The organism is Myxococcus sp. RHSTA-1-4, from assembly GCF_020037125.1.
Taxonomy (GTDB): Bacteria; Myxococcota; Myxococcia; order Myxococcales; family Myxococcaceae; genus Myxococcus.
Genome location: NZ_JAIQDG010000001.1, coordinates 657,215 through 677,458, shown reverse-complemented (window position 1 = coordinate 677,458; position 20,244 = coordinate 657,215). Strand labels below are relative to the sequence as shown.

General features: G+C 68.6%; 18 protein-coding genes. 4 read left to right on the top strand and 14 right to left on the bottom strand.

The annotated features are described in order from the left end of the window. Positions 1-26: 26 nt before the first annotated feature. Genes gndA through zwf form a run of 3 tightly spaced genes read right to left on the bottom strand, consistent with a single transcriptional unit; the run spans position 27 to position 3,691 of the window. On the bottom strand, positions 27-1,451 hold the full coding sequence (gene gndA / locus K8638_RS02755) for an NADP-dependent phosphogluconate dehydrogenase (protein WP_223752795.1): 1,425 nt from the start codon (positions 1,449-1,451) through the stop codon (positions 27-29). 30 nt (positions 1,452-1,481) lie between these two features. Then, positions 1,482-2,153: a 6-phosphogluconolactonase gene (pgl, locus tag K8638_RS02750; protein WP_223752794.1), complete on the bottom strand. Its 672-nt coding sequence runs from the start codon at positions 2,151-2,153 to the stop codon at positions 1,482-1,484. Continuing rightward, positions 2,150-3,691: a glucose-6-phosphate dehydrogenase gene (gene zwf, locus K8638_RS02745; protein ID WP_223752793.1), complete on the bottom strand. Its 1,542-nt coding sequence runs from the start codon at positions 3,689-3,691 to the stop codon at positions 2,150-2,152. The genes pgl and zwf overlap by 4 nt, the downstream gene beginning before the upstream one ends. A 634-nt stretch (positions 3,692-4,325) precedes the next feature. Here zwf and K8638_RS02740 point away from each other — a divergent pair. Further along, a complete protein-coding gene (locus tag K8638_RS02740; RefSeq protein WP_223752792.1) occupies positions 4,326-5,057 on the top strand; it encodes a class I SAM-dependent methyltransferase in 732 nt (243 codons plus the stop codon). A gap of 13 nt (positions 5,058-5,070) precedes the next feature. On the opposite strand, the gene K8638_RS02735 is transcribed toward K8638_RS02740, so the two are convergent. The 9 genes from K8638_RS02735 to K8638_RS02695 form a co-directional block, all read right to left on the bottom strand. Continuing rightward, on the bottom strand, positions 5,071-5,772 hold the full coding sequence (locus K8638_RS02735) for a hypothetical protein (RefSeq protein ID WP_223752791.1): 702 nt from the start codon (positions 5,770-5,772) through the stop codon (positions 5,071-5,073). Further along, a complete protein-coding gene (locus tag K8638_RS02730) occupies positions 5,769-6,416 on the bottom strand; it encodes a hypothetical protein (protein ID WP_223752790.1) in 648 nt (215 codons plus the stop codon). Before K8638_RS02730 ends, K8638_RS02735 begins: the two co-directional genes overlap by 4 nt. Before the next feature lie 19 nt (positions 6,417-6,435). Then, positions 6,436-7,437 (bottom strand): DUF4150 domain-containing protein, encoded by a 1,002-nt coding sequence (locus K8638_RS02725; protein WP_223752789.1) that lies wholly within the window; start codon positions 7,435-7,437, stop codon positions 6,436-6,438. Continuing rightward, positions 7,434-8,477: a beta-ketoacyl synthase N-terminal-like domain-containing protein gene (locus K8638_RS02720; protein WP_223752788.1), complete on the bottom strand. Its 1,044-nt coding sequence runs from the start codon at positions 8,475-8,477 to the stop codon at positions 7,434-7,436. The genes K8638_RS02725 and K8638_RS02720 overlap by 4 nt, the downstream gene beginning before the upstream one ends. Next, on the bottom strand, positions 8,470-9,540 hold the full coding sequence (locus tag K8638_RS02715) for a DUF2169 domain-containing protein (RefSeq protein WP_223752787.1): 1,071 nt from the start codon (positions 9,538-9,540) through the stop codon (positions 8,470-8,472). Before K8638_RS02715 ends, K8638_RS02720 begins: the two co-directional genes overlap by 8 nt. Before the next feature lie 29 nt (positions 9,541-9,569). Continuing rightward, complete coding sequence (locus tag K8638_RS02710) at positions 9,570-10,790, bottom strand: TIGR02270 family protein (protein WP_223752786.1); 1,221 nt, start codon at positions 10,788-10,790, stop codon at positions 9,570-9,572. Positions 10,791-10,940: 150 nt separating this feature from the next. Beyond that, positions 10,941-11,414, bottom strand: a complete 474-nt coding sequence (locus K8638_RS02705) for a DUF6484 domain-containing protein (protein WP_223752785.1) — start codon at positions 11,412-11,414, stop codon at positions 10,941-10,943. A 68-nt stretch (positions 11,415-11,482) separates the two neighbouring features. Then, positions 11,483-12,530, bottom strand: a protein-coding gene (locus K8638_RS02700) for an IS3 family transposase (protein ID WP_370643899.1) whose coding sequence is annotated in 2 segments (ribosomal slippage) — positions 11,483-12,239 and positions 12,238-12,530 — 1,050 coding nt in all. Because the reading frame shifts where the segments join, the coding sequence is not laid out codon by codon here. Positions 12,531-13,227: 697 nt separating this feature from the next. Next, entirely contained in the window at positions 13,228-14,904 is a 1,677-nt protein-coding gene (locus K8638_RS02695; protein ID WP_223752783.1) for a fibronectin type III domain-containing protein, read from the bottom strand. A gap of 508 nt (positions 14,905-15,412) precedes the next feature. On the opposite strand from K8638_RS02695, the gene K8638_RS02690 reads away from it, so the two are divergent. After that, entirely contained in the window at positions 15,413-15,802 is a 390-nt protein-coding gene (locus K8638_RS02690; RefSeq protein WP_223752782.1) for an alpha/beta fold hydrolase, read from the top strand. A 104-nt stretch (positions 15,803-15,906) separates the two neighbouring features. Here the strand turns inward: K8638_RS02690 and K8638_RS02685 are convergent, their stop codons facing one another. Next, positions 15,907-17,139: a hypothetical protein gene (locus K8638_RS02685; RefSeq protein WP_223752781.1), complete on the bottom strand. Its 1,233-nt coding sequence runs from the start codon at positions 17,137-17,139 to the stop codon at positions 15,907-15,909. A gap of 113 nt (positions 17,140-17,252) precedes the next feature. Here K8638_RS02685 and K8638_RS02680 point away from each other — a divergent pair, with 113 nt between their 5' ends. Next, positions 17,253-17,597: a helix-turn-helix transcriptional regulator gene (locus tag K8638_RS02680; RefSeq protein ID WP_223752780.1), complete on the top strand. Its 345-nt coding sequence runs from the start codon at positions 17,253-17,255 to the stop codon at positions 17,595-17,597. A gap of 13 nt (positions 17,598-17,610) precedes the next feature. On the opposite strand, the gene K8638_RS02675 is transcribed toward K8638_RS02680, so the two are convergent. Beyond that, entirely contained in the window at positions 17,611-18,630 is a 1,020-nt protein-coding gene (locus tag K8638_RS02675; protein WP_223752779.1) for a LuxR C-terminal-related transcriptional regulator, read from the bottom strand. An 893-nt stretch (positions 18,631-19,523) separates the two neighbouring features. Between K8638_RS02675 and K8638_RS02670 the strand changes: the two genes are divergently transcribed. Next, positions 19,524-20,078: a YdeI family protein gene (locus K8638_RS02670; protein ID WP_370643908.1), complete on the top strand. Its 555-nt coding sequence runs from the start codon at positions 19,524-19,526 to the stop codon at positions 20,076-20,078. Positions 20,079-20,244 lie beyond the last annotated feature (166 nt).

Genomic DNA, 20,244 nt, shown 5'->3' with positions numbered 1-20,244 from the left:
GACGTGTCTGTGTCGGGAGGGGGGCGCTACCTACCCCACTCCGTGTGGACGAAGCCCGCTTCCGGCCTGTCCCGGCGCTGGTACGTGTGTGCGCCGAAGGCGTCGCGCTGGGCCTGGGTGAGGTTCTGCGGCAGCTCCGGGCTGCGGTAGCTGTCCAGGTACGCCAGCGAGGCGCTGAACACCGGCACGGGGATGCCCACCTTCGTGGCCACCGCCACCAGCTTGCGCCATGCGGGGGCCATGCGCTCCAGCACCGGCGCGAAGGCGTCCGACACCACGAGGTTGGGCAGGGCCGGCTGCTTCTCGAAGGACTCGCGCAGCGGGGTGAGCAGCTTCGCGCGGATGATGCAGCCGCCCCGCCAGATGCGCGCCATCTCCGCCAGGGAGATGCCCCACTGGTACTCGTTGGACGCCGCCTGGATGAGCCGCATGCCCTGCGCGTACGTCACCACCCGCGCCGCGTAGAGCGCGTCATGCGCCCACGCCGCGAGCTGCGCCTTCTCCTCCGGGGAGAGCTGCTCGGACGGGCCCCTCAGCTTCGCGCTCGCCGCCACGCGCTCGTCCTTCATGGAGGACAGGTTGCGCGCGTCCAGCGCCGCCGCGATGGAGGGCACCGGGACGCCCAGGTCCAAAGCCACCTGCACCGTCCACTTGCCGGTGCCCTTCTGGCCCGCCTTGTCCAGCACCAGGTCCACCAGCGGCTTGCCCGTCTCCGGGTCCTTCTTGCGCAGCACCTGGATGGTGGTCTCCAGCAGGAAGGACTCGGCGATGCCCTCGTTCCACCTGGAGAACAGCTCCGCCAGCGCGTCCGCGCCCAGCCCCAGGCCCCGGCGCAGCACGTCGTACGTCTCCGCCAGCAGCTGCATGTCGGCGTACTCGATGCCGTTGTGCACCATCTTCACGAAGTGGCCCGCGCCGTCCGCGCCCACGTGGGTGACGCACAGGCCCGACTCCGCGCGAGCGGCGATGGCCTCCAGCACGGGACGCACCAGCGCGTACGCCTCCGGCGGGCCGCCCGGCATGATGGACGGGCCGTTGCGCGCGCCCTCCTCGCCACCGGACACGCCGACGCCCAGGAAGTGCAGCCCCTTCGACTTGCACAGCTCCTCGCGGCGGCGCGTGTCATGGAACCAGGAGTTGCCCGCGTCCATGATGACGTCGCCCGGCGACAGCAGGGGGAACAGGCGCTCCATCATCTGGTCCACCGCCGCGCCCGCCGTCACCATCAGCAGCACCCGGCGCGGGCGCTCCAGCCGCTGGACGAACTCCTCCAGCGACGCGGTGCCCTTCACCTCCGGGTGGCCGTACTTCGTGTGCATCTCGTCGACGCGCTCGATGTGCCGGTCCCACACCGTCACCCGGAAGCCGTGGTCCGCGATGTTGAGGGCGAGGGCCGCCCCCATGACACCCATGCCCGCCACGCCGAACTGCGCGCCCGCTGCCTCACTCATGTTTCCTCCCGAAGTCCTGTCACGGTCCGCTCACCGTCCGGCGGCGGAGGGGTCCAGCATCCACTGCGTATTCGTCACCCGGGCCGCCGGCAGGCTCACGTCACCCGCGAGCGCCCTTCGCACCGCGTCCGCCTTGCCCGCGCCCGCCACCAGGTTCAGCACCGCGCGCGCCGACAGCAGCACCGGCAGCGTCAACGTCATCCGCCAGGGCGGCGGCTTGGGGCCCACCACCGCCAGCACCCGCCGCTCGCGCTCCTCCAGCGCGGGGTGGCCGGGAAAGAGGCTGGCCGTGTGCCCGTCCGGGCCCATGCCCAGCAGCACCACGTCCAGCACCGGGGGCAGCTTCGCCTCGTAGTCGCGCGCGGCGGCGTCGCGGTCCTCGCGCTCGCCCTCCATGCGGAACACCTGCGAGGAGGGAAGCCGCAGCGGCTTGAGCAGCGTGTCCTCCACCAGCCGGTAGTTGCTCTCCGCGTGGTCCGGCGGCACGAAGCGCTCGTCCACGAAGAAGACGTCCACCCGCTCCCAGGGGAGCTTCATGTCCGCCAGCGCCCGGTACGCGGGGCCCGGCGTGCCGCCGCCGGACAGGGCCAGGCTCGCGCGCGGGCGCGTGGCGAGCGCGTCCTGGAGCGAGCGCGCCATCCACGCGGCGGCCTCCTGGGCCAGGGACTCCGAGGGGACGACTCGGGGAGGCGCGAAGCTCATAGCCGTGTCCACCTCCGGCCGTCGCGGGCCAGCAGCGCGGCGGCGGCGTCCGGGCCGGTGCTGCCCTGCGCGTAGGAGTGCACCTCGCCGCCCTCGCCGGACTCCAGCGCCTGGAGGATGGGCGTCACGTAGGACCACGCCTGCTCCACGCTGTCCTGCCGCGCGAAGAGGGTGGCGTTGCCGCGCATGCAGTCCAGGAGCAGCCGCTCGTACGCCTCCGGCACCGGCTTGTGGAAGCTCTCCGCGTAGTTGAAGTCCATGGTGACGCCCGCGATGCTGACGTCCTCTCCGGGCACCTTGGACTCGAAGGAGAGGGCGATGCCTTCCTTCGGCTGGATGCGCAGGGTGAGCACGTTGGGCTGCAGGCGCTGGCAGGTGGCGCCCTCGCCCGCGAAGAGGCCCACCGGCACCGCCTTGAAGTGGATGGACACCTCCGTCACGCGCTCCTTCAGGTGCTTGCCCGCGCGCAGGTAGAAGGGCACGCCCTGCCAGCGCCAGGAGTCCACGTTCATCTTCATGGCCACGTACGTGGGCGTGCGCGAGCCGGGCTTCACGCCCTTCTCCTGGCGGTAGCCCTCGTACTGGCCCACCACCACGGCCTGCGACACCTCGCGGCCCTCCAGGGTGCGCAGCGCGCGGAAGACCTTGTTCTTCTCGTCGCGGATGTCCTCCGCGCCGAAGGACACCGGTGGCTCCATGGCGCACAGTGCGAGCACCTGGAGCAGGTGGTTCTGCACCATGTCCCGGATGACGCCCGTCTCGTCGTAGAAGCCGCCGCGGCCCTCCACGCCAATCTTCTCCGCCGCGGTGATTTCCACGTGGTCGATGTGCTGCCGGTTCCACAGCGGCTCGAAGATGGCGTTGGCGAAGCGGAAGACGAGGATGTTCTGCACCGTCTCCTTGCCCAGGTAGTGGTCGATGCGGAACACCTGCCGCTCGTCCAGCACCGACGACAGCTCGCGGTTGAGCTCGCGCGCGCTCTCCAGGTCATGCCCGAAGGGCTTCTCGATGACGATGCGCCGCCAGGGCTTCTGGTGGGGCTCCTCCTGCCGCGGCAGCAGGCCGGCGCCGGCGAGCCCGTGGAGGATTTGCGGGAAGGTGGAGGCGGGGGTGGCCAGGTAGTAGAGCTGGTTGCCCTCGGTGCCGTGGTGGCGGGAGACCTCGTCCAGCTTCTCCCTCAGGCGGGCGAAGGAGGCCGGGTCGTCATAGGCGCCGGAGACAACCTCCAGGCGCGGGGCGAAGCGCTTCCAGGTGTCCTCGTCCAGCGGCTGCGTGCGGGCGAACTTCTGGAGGCCCGCCTTCACGTCGTTCCGGAAGGCGTCCGCGTGCAGCGTGGAGCGGCTGTATGCGACGACGGCGAAGCGCTCCGGGAGGAGGTTGGCGCGGGCCAGCTCGAAGAGGGCGGGGAACAGCTTGCGCTCGGCCAGGTCTCCGGTGGCGCCGAAGAGCACCACCGTGCACGGGTCCGGGCGCCCGGCGCGCAGCACCGGTTCTCCTTCACGGGGGTGGGTCTCGATGTGCAGGCCCTGCGCGTCCATGCCGCTGCCTCCTCCGGTGTCGACTCGGGCGGGCACCTTACGCCGCCTCCGTCATTCCCGGGCAAGTGCGAGTGCGTGCAGTGACGTGGGCGCAACGTCTGCTCCTCCCCGGAGGTGGCCGGACGTCCACCGCGCGGCGCTTCCACGCGTGTTTTCGCCCGCTGGTCTAACCAGGAGGCACCGGGGGCGCCACGCCGATGCGGGAAGCAATGCTCTTTCGTTCGAGGCACATGTGGATTGGTGTCAGCGAGATCCAGCCCTTGTGGCGCGCCAAGAGCGCGAGGCATGGCCTCCGACAAGCTCGCGCTCCTGGGCCGCGCCCTCTCCAGCCCCTGGCTCCTTGAAGCCGGCCCCCGAGGGCCCCTCTCAGGTGGGAGGGGCCGGGGTTCACTCCTGGAAGGGCGCCTTGCCGTACCATCACCGGTCGGGCTCGTCCGCCACGGGAGGGCGCACCGGGCGCCACGACGACGCGGGCAGGGTGCGCCGCAATGCTTGAGCGGCCCCCATGCGCACGAACTGGCGGGACCGGAGTTTCCGCCGATCCAGCCTGAATCCCCGCTCTCCCATTCATCGGGGGCCCCACGCATCCTCTGGTCCAATCGCCCGCCTCCCGCGGGCCTCCCGAGGACACGTCATGGCTCACGAACACCCCGCCCCCTCCGCCCACCACATCGTGCCGGGCTTTGGCGCCGACCGCGCCGCCCACTACGACACCCAGGCGTCCGTCAGCCTCGCCGGTTTCCAGGCGGCGTACGAACTCGGTGTCAGCGCGCTGACCGCCTGTCTCGACGGTCAGGACGAGGCATCGCTACTCTTCGTGGGGCTGGGCACGGGCGCGGAGTTGATGCCCTACACCCGCTTCGACGTGCCGGGCTGGCGCTTCACGGGTGTGGACCCCTCTGAAGCCATGCTCGCCGTCGCCCGCAAGCGTCTGGAGGCCGAAGGACTGCTCTCGCGCACGCATCTGCACGTGGGCGAGCTGCACACCCTGCCTCCCGGCCCCCCGTTCGACGGCGCGCAGATGATGGGGGTCCTGCACCATGTGGAGGGAGAGGAGGCCCGCATCGAGTTGCTGCGAGAGGTGACCCGGCGGCTCAAGCCCGGAGCGCCCCTCGTCCTGGGCTGCCGCGTCGGCAAGGACCCCGAGCTGACGAACGTGGAGCTGCGGCGGTTGCGGGCGTATGGAATCCCTCCGGACGAGTTGGAGCGTCGGCGCCAGCTCTTCGCGGTGATGCGGCCCATCGAGTCCGATGCCGCGCTGTTCGCGCTGTTCGCCCTGACCGGACTGGTGGCGCCGCGTCCGCTCTTCGTCTCGCTGCAATACAAGGTCTTCCTCGCGCGCTTCGAGCCTGGAGCCGCAGGCTGAGTCCTTTCTGGGGTCAGGGCAGCTCGTAGGGAGTGCCCTCGAAGTACAGCTTGCGCATGTCCTCTGGAGAGCGAAGGAACGGGTTCGCCTGGGGGGACAGGCGCTTCAGGAACCCGCCAATGAGCGCTGGCGCCTGTTCGGGCTGGAAGTCGAAGTCGGGGTCCAGCGCCTCGCGCGGCACGGGCTCCCCACGGGTGTCGCGTGGATTCAGCGGGTAGAGGCGCTCCAGTCTCGTGACGACACGCTCGCGCCACTCCTGGAAGGGCTTGGGGTGGGTCATGACGTGCTCGGCCAGATTGGCCAGGGACACGGCGCCGATGTCGGGGTGGTCGTCGTTCTCCACCCGGACAATCGTGTCCACCAGGAGCATGAGTGTCACTGCGAGGGGCTTGCGGTCAGGCCCCTGCCAGTCGTCTCCGCGAGGCTCAAGGTAGTAGTTGGCGTACCGGGCATCCACGACGGCCGCCCACGCTGCTTCGATGTAGTCCTCGATGAGGGGTACATCCGAGATGAGCTTGAAGCGGTGGAAGAGCCACTCCGCGCAGGCGATTGCGAACGCGAGGTTCGCGCGCTGGGAGAGGTGGCTCATCCGGGTCCGTACGTCCTTGTCGAGAGGCTCATAGGCCCTCTCGTAGGCCTGATCGTCCCACGTGAAGCGCAGGGTCCGGTCCTGGATGCCGGCCCGTTGCAGGTAGGCTGGGACGGGAAGGGTCATGGAGCCGCGGGGAGCGTGAGGTAGGGGTTCTTGGTGGCCGCCACCTTCCGCAGGTAGTTGTCCAGCAGCGCGCTGGCCTGCTCTGGCTTGAAATCGAAGTCCGGGTCGAGCGCCTCGCGCGGCACTGGGGTCCCCATGTCATCGCCCGCGAAGTGCGTTGCCATCCGGGTCAGCGCGAAGTCGAGCCATCTGCGGAACGGCTTGGGGTCGGGCAGGACATGGAGCGTCAGGAAGTAGAGATAGACGGTCCATTCCGCGGGGAAGCTGCCCTTGCTCGCCATTTCGAGGCTCTCCTTGAGCGTGCGAATCGCGAGGAAGAGGGGACGACGGACCGGGCCCTTCCAGTCCTTCAGCTTTGTCCCATGTTTGACATTCATGTAGTCCCAGTTGATGAGCCCCACCCAGGCGGCCTCGAGATACGTGGAGGGCATGGGGTCGTCCGAAAGCGTGCTGAACCTGTAGACAATCCACTCGGTGATTCCGATGGACAGGGCGGCGATGCCCCGTGCGGTGCTGGCACCCACGCGCTGGGCGAGCCGGGCGTCTTCGAGGAAGACGTTGGTGGTCTCGTCGTCCCACTCGAAGGTGATGGGAGCCTGGGGATCGACCCCGGCTCGGATGTAGTGCGGAAAGGTCATGGTCATTGGGGAATGTCCAGGGGGGCTACTCGGAGTACTCGTCGCACCAGTCAGGGGTGGTGGGCTTGCCGCTGTCGTCGCAGAGCTCGATTTCGAGGCCGTTGTTCATCGCCGCGCAGATGATGCGCCTGCACTCGGGGCAGGCTTCGCACGACATGACCTTCTTGGACTTCTGGTTCCACTGGATGCGCATTCGCACCTTCCCCTGCGGCTTTCCATCGGTTGCGGCGAAGATGTCTTCGATGATGCGCGCCTCCGTGTGACTTGAGAAGGGCATGTTCGACGTTGGCTTGTACTTGAAGCCTGGAATGTTGGACTCGTAGGACGTGATGACGCGTTTCCTGGTGGCCACCTCTGAGTACTGGAGGGTCCCAACCCCCTGAGCCCATCCGTCCTTGTCCAGCTGGCGGCTGAAGCCCTTCGTGCCATAGCGCTTCCCATCCTTGGCGTTGACGAACTGCGCCGTGGTCAATGTCGTGGCTTCCTCGAGTTGTCGCTCGCTGGGGCCTGTACTCGAGTCGGTGGTCTTCCGAAGCTCCTGGTTATCTTTCTGGAGGTCGGCGCAGCTCTTCTCGGGAGACTCGCCCTCGTCGAAGAACATGCTGCCCGCATTGAGGGTGATGGCGCCATTGCTGGGGTTCTGGTGGTTGTGGGTCGTCAAATCCATGTGCCTGACGACGTTCTGCCCCTCCACCTTGACGTCGAAGGACCAGGCCGCGAACTTTGTCTTGCCGGTGATGGTGTGGGTGATGACGCCGGCGCCGAAGTTGCGGGTGGCTGCCTCGTTGCCGTTGCTGGACTTGTAGACGGACTGGTTCTTGAGCCCGATTTCCTTGCCGTTGACCAGGACGCTCTTGCTGCCATCCGCGGATTTCGTTGCCTGCGACGTGTTGGGGTACGGGATGGGGATGGGGCCCGCGGGTGGTCCGGGAGGGGAGAGGCACACGTCAGGCATGGCGGCCACTGACTTGTTGGACGTGGACTTCCCAGAGAGTTCGCGACCGTTGGCATACACCTTGGTGCTCATCGAGGGCTGCTCCTTTCCTCGTACTTCACGACCAGTGCTGCCCGCTCGCCCTCGTCGCTACCGAAGTGGCAGAGCGCTACGTCGCCAGGAGCATAGCCCTTCTGACCGGCGTGGAGCGCCCAGGCCAGCACGCATGGGCCGATGGCTGCCCCGACTTCACCGATGTACTCGATGGGGTGCCACAAGTCGAAGAGGACGTCCTTGGGTCTACGCTGCAGGCGCGCGGCGGCGAAGGCGGACTCCTTGAATTTGTAGTGCTCGCCATTCAGGTCCGTGATGCGCCAGGCGACGTCGAAGAGCGAGAGCCGGGCCTCGGCGAGGGCCCGCTTGATGGCATTGGTCAGTCCGTCGCCTCTGAGTGGGTCTTCGGAGTCGACACCCGCCTCCTCGTGTGCGAGGCCCAGTCCCAGCAGGCGCAGCTCTCCTTCGGACTGTCTCCCGGCGGGCGCAACCAGGAGGGCACCCGCAGCCTCTCCGGGGATGAAGCCATTGGAGTTGTCCGGAGCCAGCACGCGGCGCTTGTCGACGAACGCCTTCACCATCCTGGGGTTGAGCAGGCTGTCCACTCCGGCGACGATGCAGCACGTCACCCGCTGCGTGGAAAGGAGGCGCTGCGCCTCGCGCAGGGCGCGTGCCACGGATACCTGCCCGTGCGCAACCACCCGCGTGGAGGGGTGGAAGCGGGCTTCCAGCCGGCCCTCGACCTCGGCCACCAGTGCTTCTTCCAGTCCTTGAGGGCGGAAGGGCCGGCTGGGCTCGGGCACGCAGAGCAGGAGGGGAATGCCGTCCGCTCGGGCCGGAGCGGCGGCTGCCAGGCACTCGCCAATGGCCGGAGCCACCAGTTCCGCCAGCTTCCCGAGCCCTTCCCACCATTGGGGCAGGTTCACCTTGGCCGCCTTCAGGTGCTTCCCGGAAGGGGCGTGCCACAGGTGAGATTGCTTGACTCCACTCACCCCCGCGCGCATGGCCGCCAGAGAGGCTGGAGCATTGAAGCCCACGGCTGTCACCAGCCCTGCAGCCTTGATGGCGAGCTCAGCCATGACGGCCTCCCTTCCGGGCGCGGTCTGCCTGGATCAGCTCGTTCAGGCCGGGGTAGTACTTCTTGCCAACGGCATGGGCGCGCATCCACCCGGGCGTTCTTCCTCCTACCACCACCTGCTTCATTTCGAAGGCGTTGCGTCGCAAGGGCCAAGCGATGCGCCACGTCAGCAGGAGACGGTTCGCGTCGGGCTCTAGGAGCACCGTGTCCAGCACTGCGTCCTGCTGAGTCGCCCGACCTTGATGGGGAATGAAGGCGATGGGCACTCGCAGATGGGGAAGGCGGAATCGTAGCATGCCCTGTGGGCTGAGGTTGACGAGCGTGACGGCTTCGCCACCGCGTGGGTAGGGAACCTGCTGGTCCTCGGGCGCGGCCTGGAAGTACTTGTCGTCGAAATCCTTGGGGAAGAAGGGCAGGCACTCGTCCATCCACCTCGCGTCGTATGTGCCCGCGTAGGAGGCGCGTGGTTGCCAGTTACGGCCAAGCGCACCGAATGCCATGGGCCGGTAGGGGCCGCGAGGGGAGGTGATGGGCGCGCGGATCTCCTCCGTGTTGGGCATGGGCCGTCCGTCCACCTCGGCCAGGAAGTGGTGGAAGCCCTTTCCTACCGGGTTGGGAAGGAAGGTCTGGTGCTTGGAGGCATCTTTCGGGCCGGTGTCCACCCCGCCGAAGGCATGGTCATAGCTGATGGACTGGGAGGTGAATGCCTGCGCCTCGGAGGGCTGGATGCCGCCTACCAGTGTCTTGCGCCACACGCGTGGGCCGTGCACGGCGAAGCTCTTCTTCATGCCTCCCAGCGATAGGGAGACGGGAACAACCCGGGCAGGTCGTCCTCCGGGAGCCCAGGCGCTCCCATTGAGCAGCACGTCGCAGCGAGGCTTGCGGTGCGCGAAGTCGGTCTCATGGAGGGGCGCGGAGAAGCCCGGCTCGCCCGTGAAGGTATCGGCTTCTGTGAGGGGGACCTGTTCTGGCGCAAGAGGCGCGACCGTGTCCTCTGTCGGAAGCGTGAAGGTGGCTTTGGCCACCACCACCAGAACCTCGCGTCCGTCCGGTTGGAATCCCACGGTCCATCCCGCTTCCAGTGGTATCTCGTTTACGAAGTCCACGACGCCAGCCTCCGTGTTTGCACATGCCCCGCCGCACGCACCTCGAAGAGTGGACTCTGGGGCTTGCGGAGCCCCCACTCCAATGCGGCCGCGGCACGCTGGCGCTGTGTCCCCTGCCGCAGCACTTCGAGAAGGCCTGCTTCCGAAAGAGTTCTACCCGCCAGGTAACGGGTGCCGCGCTGGAAACTCCCATGGTGTTGCCGCCACCAGGCCGCTACCTTCTCGGCCACCGGCCAGGGCAGGCCCTCTGTGTCAGACGTGGCCTCCTGGCTCTCGGCTTCCCCTTCTTCCTCTGGCGCATCCCCGTCCAAGTCCTCCCATGGTAGATCCACGCCGGTGATGAAGGAGAAGGCCTCACCCGCCAGCCGTGCCACCCAGGGGAGCGCCATCCAGTTCAGCAGATCCTCGACGCACGCGGCGTCACCCAGGGCTCCCGCCGCCATGGCCGCGAGATGGTACTTCTCGGGAGACTCGCGGAGCTTGGAATACCAGTCCCGGGCTTGTCCCGAGGGCATGCACCGCATCGCCATGGCGAGCGCGCGCCGGGCAAGAGGACCGGGGGTGTCGCCGAAGCCCCGCAGCAGTGAGATGGCGGGCCCTGAACGATGGCCCAGGCGCACCAGGGTCCATGCCGCGGCGAAGCGGCAGGCCTCGTCATCGTCCGTCAATGCACGCTGCACCTCCGGGAGCACATCCATGCGGCCCAGGAGCCCCGCGGTTTCCAGTGCGCATGCCCGCAGGGCGGGGTCAGTCGATGTCAGGAGGGGAGCCAGAAAGGGGCCCGCATCCCAGCGCTGCACAGCGGCGCCTGCGAGGCCCAGCCGGCGCACGGCTGGATGCTCCTCTTCCAGCAGCGCTTCCAGCACCGGAACGGCCCTGGCGAACGGCAGCCAGCCAAGGGCGGATATCAGCGCGCGCTGCCATGCCGCGTCCTCCAGGGCCAGCTTGATCAGCTCGGTGATGTGGTCACCGTCATGGCGCTCGCCGGCGATCAGCATGGCGACGAAGACCTCTCCAGGGCCAGGGGCTTCGAGGGCTCCGAGGCATTTCTCCCAGCCCTTCGTGCCTGCCGTCCGGAGGCCGTCCAGGTGAGCCTCCAGTCTTCCGTCCAGGCGAACCAGGTCCTTCAGCCGGTAGTGCGGGGCATCGACGGCGCGAGCGCGCTGCGTCCAGAGGAAGGCCGCCTCACTGGCATGCTGCTCCAGCACCTCCTCGTTGTGGAGCGCGGAGACCTCGCCCGGCGCGAAGCCCCTCCACCGTCGAACGTGGGGACCTTCAGGACGGAATGGAGGGGCCTGTTGGTTGCTACCCACGGAGTTTCCCCCTCTGGGACATCGAGTGTCCTTGCGGTGCAGTTCTCATCCGATATCCACCGTGCCGCCCTTGATCCGGTTGAGACCCTCGGCGCATGTCTCGATGTACGTGCCCTTGATGATGATCTTCCCGTCACGCAGCAGCTTGATGCTGGACTTGCCAACGCGAAGAGTGACGCCGTCAGCGTCCTCTTGAACCTCCAACCCTGTACCGCTTGGAGTGAGCGGGCTCCCGGGGGCGGTTCTTTCCGGCTCATCCTGTGAAAGCCCGATGATGACGGGGCGGCGGATATCGCCGTCGTGGAAGCGGAGCTTGACGCGCTGACGGACCGTGAGCGCCTCATCCTGGAGCGAGCCCTCCAGTGGAACCGTGCTGAGCGCCACGCTGGGACCAGTCGGGTTTCCCTCGAAGTCCACGAGGACCCTTCCTTCTCCATCAGTGCCCGTGATGCACCCCTCCCGGCTCTCCCACAATGGCGTCGCACTGCTTTCATGCAGCGGATTCTTTGGCAATGACATATTGATTGTCCCCCCTTAGCCAGGGCCCACTTCGGGCTGGGCTTGCCCCGATTTCGTGGACAGGTTCGTTAAGCTGCCGCACTTCGGGTTGAGGCGTTCCGCTCGTACGCCTCGGGGCTGACATAGCCGAGAGCGGAGTGCCTGCGACGGCGGTTGTACCACGCCTCGATTCCCTGCTGCTTCAGCAGCTCGCGGTAGTCCTCGCTCGCGTACTGGCTGCCGCGGTCCGAATGGTGGAGGTCCGGCGCGGGGCGGTTGAGCAGGGCCATGTTGAGCGCGGACAGCACGAGCTGACGGTCGATGGTGTCGCTCATCGCCCAGCCCACCACCTTGCGACTGAAGAGGTCCAGCACGACGGCCAGGTACAGCCACCCCTCGGCGGTCCAGACGTAGGTGATATCGCCCGCCCATTTGCTATTGGGCTCCTCGGGGGAGAAGTCGCGCTCGAGCACGTTGGGCGCCACGGGGTGGCTGTGAGCCGAGTCCGTCGTCTTGACGAAGCGGCGGCGAGTTCGGGCGCGCAGCCCCGTCTGCCGCATCAGTCGGGCCACACGCTTCCTGCTGACGCGGTAGCCTCGGGCCTTGAGCTCCCGGAACACGCGCGGGCTGCCGTACCGACGCCGGCTCTCCTCGTGGACGTCGGCAACGACCTCGGTCAGCTCCCGGTCCTTCGTCTTGCGCGCGGACTCCGGCCGGCGGGCCCAGGCGTAGTAGCCGCTGCGGGACACCTCCAACTGCTTACACATGAAGGCAATCGGGAAGTGGGCCTTCTGCACGTGGATGAACGCGAACTTCACGTCGTCTCCTTCGCGAAGAAGGCCGCCGCTTTTTTAGTAGCTCTCGCTCCATCCGCAGCTGGCGGTTCTCCGCTCGCAGCCGGGCAAGCTCCTCCCTCTCCTCCTGAATGAGCGCCCCCGGCCTTCCCTCGCCGCGTTTCTCCTTCGCCCGCTCCACCGACGTCCGCAGGGCCGACTCGGTGAGGTCCAGGTCCTCGGCCACCTCCGGGATGCCCTTGCCCTCGTCCAACACCATCTTCACCGCGCCGTCCTTGAACTCCTGCGTGAACTTCCGGCGCGCCCTTCGGGGCTTCTTCTGCTTCACGTCACTCGCCGACATTGGACACCCTTTCCATCACATCTCGGGTGTCCACGGAATCGGGGCAGGCTCAGGCGTTGGTTCCGCGAGGCGAGCGGGCGGGTTGCGCAGAACGCCGATATCGCAGTTCCAAGACAAGGCTTGAGGCGCTGGGTCAGCGCTCCCGCTCAGGTGAACAGGTTCGCCGCTCGGACGTCAATCCCCCTGCGGTTCATGGCGTGGAGGGTGCGGAGCATTCTTGAGGTGGAGCCGCGGAACTTCTAGACGCAACACCCGAGGAGCCTGTCCCAGCACGGATGCGCGCCCCGCTCGTTCCAGGCGCCGAACTGCGGCCATTTCTGGTCCCCCAAGCAGGTGCGGAGGAGGGGAGCGCGGGGCTTGAGGCAGCGGCCAGGAAGGTGCGGATGAAGGAGAGGACGCCGCGAGTGGACTGGGAAGAGTTGCTGAGGAGGACGTTCGACTGCGGCGTGTTTGCCTGAGTGAGGTGTGGAGGCAGGCGGCGGCGCTTGGCGTACGTGAAGGGAGCACCCCGGGAGCGGGCGACTCTGGAGCACCTGGGCTTGCCCACGGCATGTGCGAGGTGGGCCCCGTCAGCGTCCCGCCTCGGCCCCGCTGCACCCTCCCTCCCCCTCAACAGGGCTCCATCCCTCTCATGCGTACTGAATCGAGGCATCTTGACGGGGCCGGTGGGACGCGATGCCCACCGGCCCCTGGCGACTCAGGGCGTGGCGGCCGGAACGCTGAGCAGCCCGCTGGTCGTGATAGCCAAGCTCTGAACGGCCCGGTCGACGAGCATCAGCGGCCTGTCCGACACGTCGAACCCCTCGGCGCGGACGGCCTGCACCTCGAGGTAGTAGTGCCTGCCCGGCTCCAGGACTCCGGAGGGCACCAGGAGCGAGGTGGTGCTTCCATCCACGAGGAAGGAGGCCGCTGAGTCAATCACCACGGAGTTCTCCGAACGCTGGGTGAACTGCCGCAGTTTCACCCAGTAGGCGTCCGCGGCCCCGCTGGAGGGCGGCTGCCACGCGATGACGTGCGGCCCCACGGAAAGAGAGCGTGGCCCATACGCCGCCGTTCCATCCAGGGTAAGCGCGCGAGGCGGCCGGATGCGCGGCGTGAGGGGACCTGCCGACAATCCGGAGGGCCGGTCATTGACGAGGATTCTGGCGGAGAGCGGGATGACCCGCTCCCCGGGAAATACGAAGGGCAGCGTGAAGCGTGCGGACGCCGTGCCCACCATGCCCCAGTGAGCAGGAAAGGGATTGCCGTAGACAAGGGTGCCCTGAACGTCGGCGGTCAGTCCCCGAGAACGGGAGAGCGTGAGCAGATCGCCCGACCACCCCACCCAGCCTTCGGGCGGCCCGTGCGCGGCCGGCTGCAGATAGAAGCTGGCCGTGGAGAAGGTGGCCTCCGGATGCACCTCGGCGGCGAGCGCGGCGAATTCGGAGACCCTCCAGTCGAGCGGCAGCTCATTCATCGGCAGCGCTTCGAGCGTTGCGCGGATGTCCATGGGGGCGGTGCCGTCATAGGAGAGCGGAGGCAGATGCGTGGCACGGACGGCCGTGCTGTAGCGCTGGACGCCTCCATCAGGCAGCGTCCCAAGGTCCTGCGCAGACATCTGCATCAGCCAGGCCCGGTCCCCACGCGCCTGGTCGAATACGGGCATCCGATCCGACACGTGAGCGATGAACACTCCCTGCTCCGCCACCGAGACGTCGCCCGCCCGCGCCGTGGCGGGGAACAGGGTCGCCACGAGGTCTACCTCTTCGGAGACGAGCTGGAACTCGGAGAAATCGATCCAGGGCTCGAGCCCGTCCACCTCCAGGTTCGCCAGATGCCCCTCTTCCCGGTTCTCGAGGACACCGGCATCGGGCCGGCCCAGGAAGTTGATGCTCAGGTCCAGAGTGCGTGCATCGGTGACGACGTAGAGGGTGCCCATCTTCAGGTAGTAGGTGGTGGAGTGAGGCACGTCCGGAAAGGCGTACTCGCCGGGCCCACCGGCCGCGCCGGCCACGGAGACGAAGGTCTCTCCGTCCCTGAGGAGGAGCTCGACGGGGTTGCGCGTGAAGTCCTCCGGCAGCTCCTCGACGCCGCTCGCCGTGCGGTAGCGCATGAACCGCTTGATGCGCACCGTGTTGTCCGGAGGGCCCGCATCGGTACCGCCGTCGACGAGGCCGCCGTCCGTGCCCGAGTCGACCGGGTCCGTTCCCGCGTCCGTGCCTGAGTCGACCGGGCTCGTGCCCGAGTCGACCGGGTCAGGGTCCGTGCCCGAGTCCCGGGTCTGTCCTCCGTCCACCGTCGTTCCGGCGTCCGGAGCCGGCCCGGGGTCGTCGGAGCAGCCCAGCCACGTGGTGCACAACAACAGCGGAAGCAATAGCAAACGCGAGGTTGGCATAATATGTCCCCCAGCCGTCCAATGGCACCCACCAGGCAGGATCGCCGGTGCCGACGTTGGCACGGTCCCAAGATATTACCCCAACGCTTCAGCAATCCTGTTGCAACAGTTCGGCTCACCACAGCAGAAGCTTTTCGAGCGCCTCCGCGCCCGAGCTGCCGGAGTCCTCGCGCGTCGTCTTCCCCACTCCTTTGCTCGTGGTGCCGCTGGCCCTGGGTGCCAGGCTCCCGCGTGGTTTCCGCTCCCTGCTCCCGCCGTACGGCCACCCAGCACGAGAGCGCCCGCCGCCGCCTCGCGCGCCGCGCGCTGACGGCGCCTGAATTCCGGGGCGTTGGCGGGAGGGGGAGGAGGCCGCGGCTCCATCGGGTAGGCTCGAGCGATGTTCTTGCGCCCGCTCGTGCTCCTCGGAGTTCTGTGGCTGGCCGCCTGTGCGGCAACGACACCCGGCTCCGGTGCGGCTCCCTCCGGGGCCGTGCACCAGGTGAGGCGGGTCACCGTTGCTGACGGCGTGGAGCTCGAGGTTCTCGACCATGGCGGACACGGGCCAGCGCTCGTGTTCCTGGCGGGGATGGGCAACACCGGGCATGTCTTCGACGAGCTCGCGCCTCGGTTCACCACGCACCGGCACGTCTGGGCCCTGACCCGGAGAGGGGTCGGCGCTTCGAGCTGGCCCGAGCAGGGCTACGACACCGCCACCCTGGGCTTGGATGTCGTGCATGCGCTCGACGCGCTGGGAATCGAGAAGGCGGCGCTCGTCGGCCACTCCATCGCGGGGACGGAGCTCACCTGGGTGGGCATCCACTTCCCCCAGCGCATCGAGAGGCTCATCTACCTGGACGCGGCCTATGCGCGTGCCGAGCTGAAAGACCTGCCGTCTCCATCACCGCCGACGCCTTGACCCCGGGCAGCACCTGGGCTTGCCCACGGCATGCGCGAAACCACGGTCCGAGGGGGTGACCCGCGAGCGCTCCAATGGAGCGGCCCGTCACCCCCCCGGATGGCTCAGCAGGCGTGATCGCAGATGGTCGTGGTCGTGCACGTCTGCGTGCAGTCGCAGAAGATGCGACCCGACGGGCACTCCTCGTCCGGCGGAGGCGGAGGCGGAGGCGGAGGGGGCGGCGGGTACCAGGCGGTGCGCAGCTGGCCGGTCGCGGTGCCGCAGATGAGGCCCAGACGGTCCATGTACGTCCCCGACTGCACGCGCACCCCCAGCACCACGGGATACTGCGCGGGGCAGTAATAGGTGGTGGAGAAGTCGCCGCCGCTGGCGCCCACCTTGGCACCCTCGGCGCCGCCCGAGCACACGGCCTGCACGGCGTGCACGTTGCTACCGGTCCACATCCGCACGCCCCACATCACCGTTCCGGACGGGCATGAGCTGGTCCCGGCCGGACCGCCTCCCCAACCGCCGAAGGTCCTGCCATCGCCGTTCCAGCAACCCACCTGCAGCTGGTCCATCCATGAGCCGCTGCGCACCGTGAGCGCGCTGACCGAGCTCCCGCCGCTGCACTGGAAGCGGTCGGAGGTGCCACCCGTGCCTCCGTACATGTCCTCGTAATGCTGGCTGTCACACTGCCCGTGCTCGCGGCAGTACTGGTAACGGATGCCGCGGATGTCATCGGCCGTCAGGGTGGTCCCCTCGTTGCACATCACGGACTGCGGGTACTGGTTGTCCTTGCAGGTCCAGACGTCCTCCACGTACACGTCACCGAGACCGAAGGCGTGTCCGAACTCGTGGAGGATGGTGTCGAGGTCGCGGTCATCCGAGTAGATGGTGATGACCGGGTGCGTGCAGAACACGAAGCAGTTGCCGGAGTAGAACGAGCGGCCCGTTTCGGCGGGGAACGTCACGTCGATATGGGACGAGTCCTGCACGATGTCCACCTGGCGCGTGACGGCGAGGCCAGGCATGTAGCGCAGCGGCTCGAGCCACTGCAGGACGGCGTCCCGCACCAGCCCGTTGAGGCGGTCGCGCTCCGCCTGGGGCGTGGACGGGTCGAAGTTCGTCTTGACCCGGATGGGCTCATAGACATGCGCCATCAGGTTGGGGATGGCATGGCTTATCGGCTCGAAGTGCTGCTCCTGCGAGGCCAGCCGCGGCTGCGGATTGACGGGCTCTTCCGTCTCGACCCCGCCGCAAGCAGCGAGCCACAGCCCGACGACGGCGGCCCGGAGCCCCCGCCAGCTTCCACCGCGCCATCCCCCCGGCGCGTCCTGCTTTCCGATGCGAAACACGTGTACTCCGTTACGGGTGCAGGGCCCCTGCGAGACATGCGGATAGCGCCCCTCGGCCCGCGCGTTCCATGGGACGTTTGGTGACAGCACGAGGTGCATGCGATGGTGCGGCCGTGACGTCACGACGCTCGCCTCCCACCCCGTTCGACGCCCGTTTCCTCGTGCTGGACATGAAGGACGAGCGCTACGTCCTCATCGAGCAGGACGCTCCCGCGGCGCGCGCTGTCCCGGAGATGACCGCGGCGCACGCCTGGCGGAGCCTCACGGCCGCCGAGCGCGAGGTCGCGACGCTCGCGGAGAGTGGGTTGAGCACGCGTGCCATCGCCGAGCGCCGCGGCACCTCACCTCGCACCGTGGCCAGGCAGTTGACGTCCATCTACACGAAGCTGGGCGCGCGCTCGCGTCGCGAGCTGCTGGCGTTGCCGGGGCGTGCGGGCCCGGCGCGCTCGGGCTCCTGAGGGAGCTCGCCGCTCAGTCCAACCCGCCGTCCTCCGGCCGCGCGCCCGTGTTGCGCAGCATGAGGCGGGCCAGGGCCGCGCTGCTCGTCACCTGAAGCTTGGCCTTCGCGCGGCGCAGGTGTGTGGCAACACTCGAGAGGGAGACGCCCAGCTCGTAGGCGATGTGCTTGTTGGAGTGCCCGAGCGCGACGAGTTCCGCCACGGTGCGCTCGCGCGCGGACAGGGCCGTGAGCGTTGGCGGCTCGGGCGCGTTCACCCGCGCGAGCACGTACCGTCTGCCATCGCGCTCCACCTCGTCCACGAGCGTCCAGTGCCCGGCGGCCATGGTACGCCACAGCTCCAGCGCCTCCTCGGGTGAGGTGCGTCGAAGCCGCCCGCGCGCCAGCTCCAGGCTGCGCACCGCGCGCGCCAGTTCGGCGCGCATCTGGGCGGAGCGCGCGTGCTCCTCGGCGTGCTCCCCCCAGCCCGCGGGGGACAGCCAGGCTTCGGCGCGCGCCCCCTCCACCGAGCGCTGGCGCAGCCGGTGCGCCTCGGCCAGGTGTGCCGCCGCCCGCTGCAGCAACGCGGCGCGCGCCGGGGACAGCTCCAGCCGCGCGCGCCGGGGGGCGCACACGACCAGCCCCCTGTGGCTGTCGTCCAGCACGTTGACCACCACCAGGTCGCGCACGCCGGTAGGCACCATGTTCCGGTGCCATGGCCGGTGGTGGTCGAGGTGGGCACCGAGGCTGCCGCTGAAGGAGCCCGCCGGGGTTCGCTCGTACAGCGCCATCAGCCCCGTCATCGTGGCAGGGTGGGCCGCCACCTGCTCGAAGGCCTCCAGGACCGTGGCACGCACCCCGAGCTGCGTCAGGTGTGACAGGCGGACGTGCGTGGTATCTCGCGCGTCATACAGCCAGCCCAGGACGCCTTCTCCGGCGTCCAGGGCGGGGCGCACGGCGGCCACCACCGAGCGCACCCATGCCGCGTCGTCCTGCCCACGAGGGGCGTAGGCGGGCTCGGCCGTATCCATCAGTGCTCGGGCGCCGCGCGCCATGCATCCCTCCGTCCGCTCCCGGGCGCCGACACCACGAGAGTTCCGCTTCAAAGGGAGGCGGACATCCCACCTCCTGGGGACTGCCCGGAAATCGGAGGCTCCGCTCCCCGCTCGTATACGGGCCCGGAGGCGATGGCAGGTCACGGCTCCGGACGTGAGGCGCGAGAAGTGGCGTAGCTGTCCGGCGAGCGACGTCCGCGGGGCATTGCGGAGCTGAGCGGGGCGGGCCATCCCTCGTATCCGTCCGGTGAACGCCGTACCGGCCGCTTGAAGACGGACCGGGGCTGGGCTCGGCGGTGGTCGCGAGCCCGGGCGTGAGCAGGTGGAGGGGAGGAGCCCGCGCGACGGTGCTCAGGAGGAGTCGACGGCGCGCCGTCGCTTCCTCTCGTGAGGCAGCAACTCACCGATGCGCGAGTTGGGGTGCGTCTGCACGAGCAGTCCGAGGCGAAGCGGCTCATCGCGTCCCACTGCTTCAGGGCGTAGGAAATGGCCTGCCCCATGGGCCCCTTCAGGGCCCCATCCCTCTTATGCGTTGGGCAGGCCGAAGGACTCCCGCCACGCGCAGGCGCAGGCGCTCGAGTAGAGCCGCCTGAACCACCGCTAAGCGTGGCCCGAAGTAGCCGCGTCACCATGCGCGCGACGGGGCGTCGTGTTATCCGGGCTCCGTCATGAGCCCGACGAAGACGCCCGCGACGAAGAAGACCGCCGTGAAGAAGGCCGCGACCAGGGGCACCATGGGTCGGGGCGCTACGGACAGGCGCACCACCGCGAAGCAGTCGCCAGCGCGAAAGAACGTGGTGGGCGGGCGTGCGACGACCGGCCGCGCCGCCGCGAAGGAGGCGCCAGCACGAAATAGCGCGGTGAAGGCCGCGCCCGCGGGTGAGCCCCCCGTCATGCCCTTCGACAGCCCGCGCGCCTGGGACACCTGGCTCGCCGAGAATCATGCGTCGTCGCGCGGTGTGTGGCTCAAGCTCGCCAAGAAGGGGGCGGGTGTTGCGTCGGTCACCTATCCGGAGGCGCTGGAGGTGGCGCTCGCGTGGGGGTGGATCGACGGTCAGAAGGGGAGCTTCGACGACGCGTGGTGGCTCCAGAAGTTCACCCCACGCGGGTCGAAGAGCATCTGGTCCAAGGTGAACCGCGGAAAGGCGCAGGCGCTCATCGACGCAGGGAAGATGAAGCCCTCGGGGCTCGCGGCCGTGGAGGCCGCGAAGAAGGACGGCCGCTGGGAGGCGGCCTACGACTCACCGAGCAGGGCCTCCGTGCCCGAGGACCTGGCCGCGGCCCTCGCCGCCAACCCCCGCGCCGCGGCGTTCTTCGCCACCCTGGACGCCACCAACCGCTACGCCGTGCTGCACCGCACCCACACCGCGAAGAAGGCGGAGACCCGGGCCCGGCGAATCGCCCAGTTCGTGGAGATGCTCGCCCGGCACGAGAAGCTCTACCCCTGAATGGACAGAACCGGCCGCGCCCGAGTCGCTGGCGCGGCCGGCTCTCGGCCCGGGGGCCCGCGGGAATCCCGGGCCGCCCGAATGGAGCGGAGGAGGGGAGCGCGGGGCTTGAGGCAGCGGCCAGGAAGGAGCGGATGAAGGAGAGGACGCCGCGAGTGGACTTTCG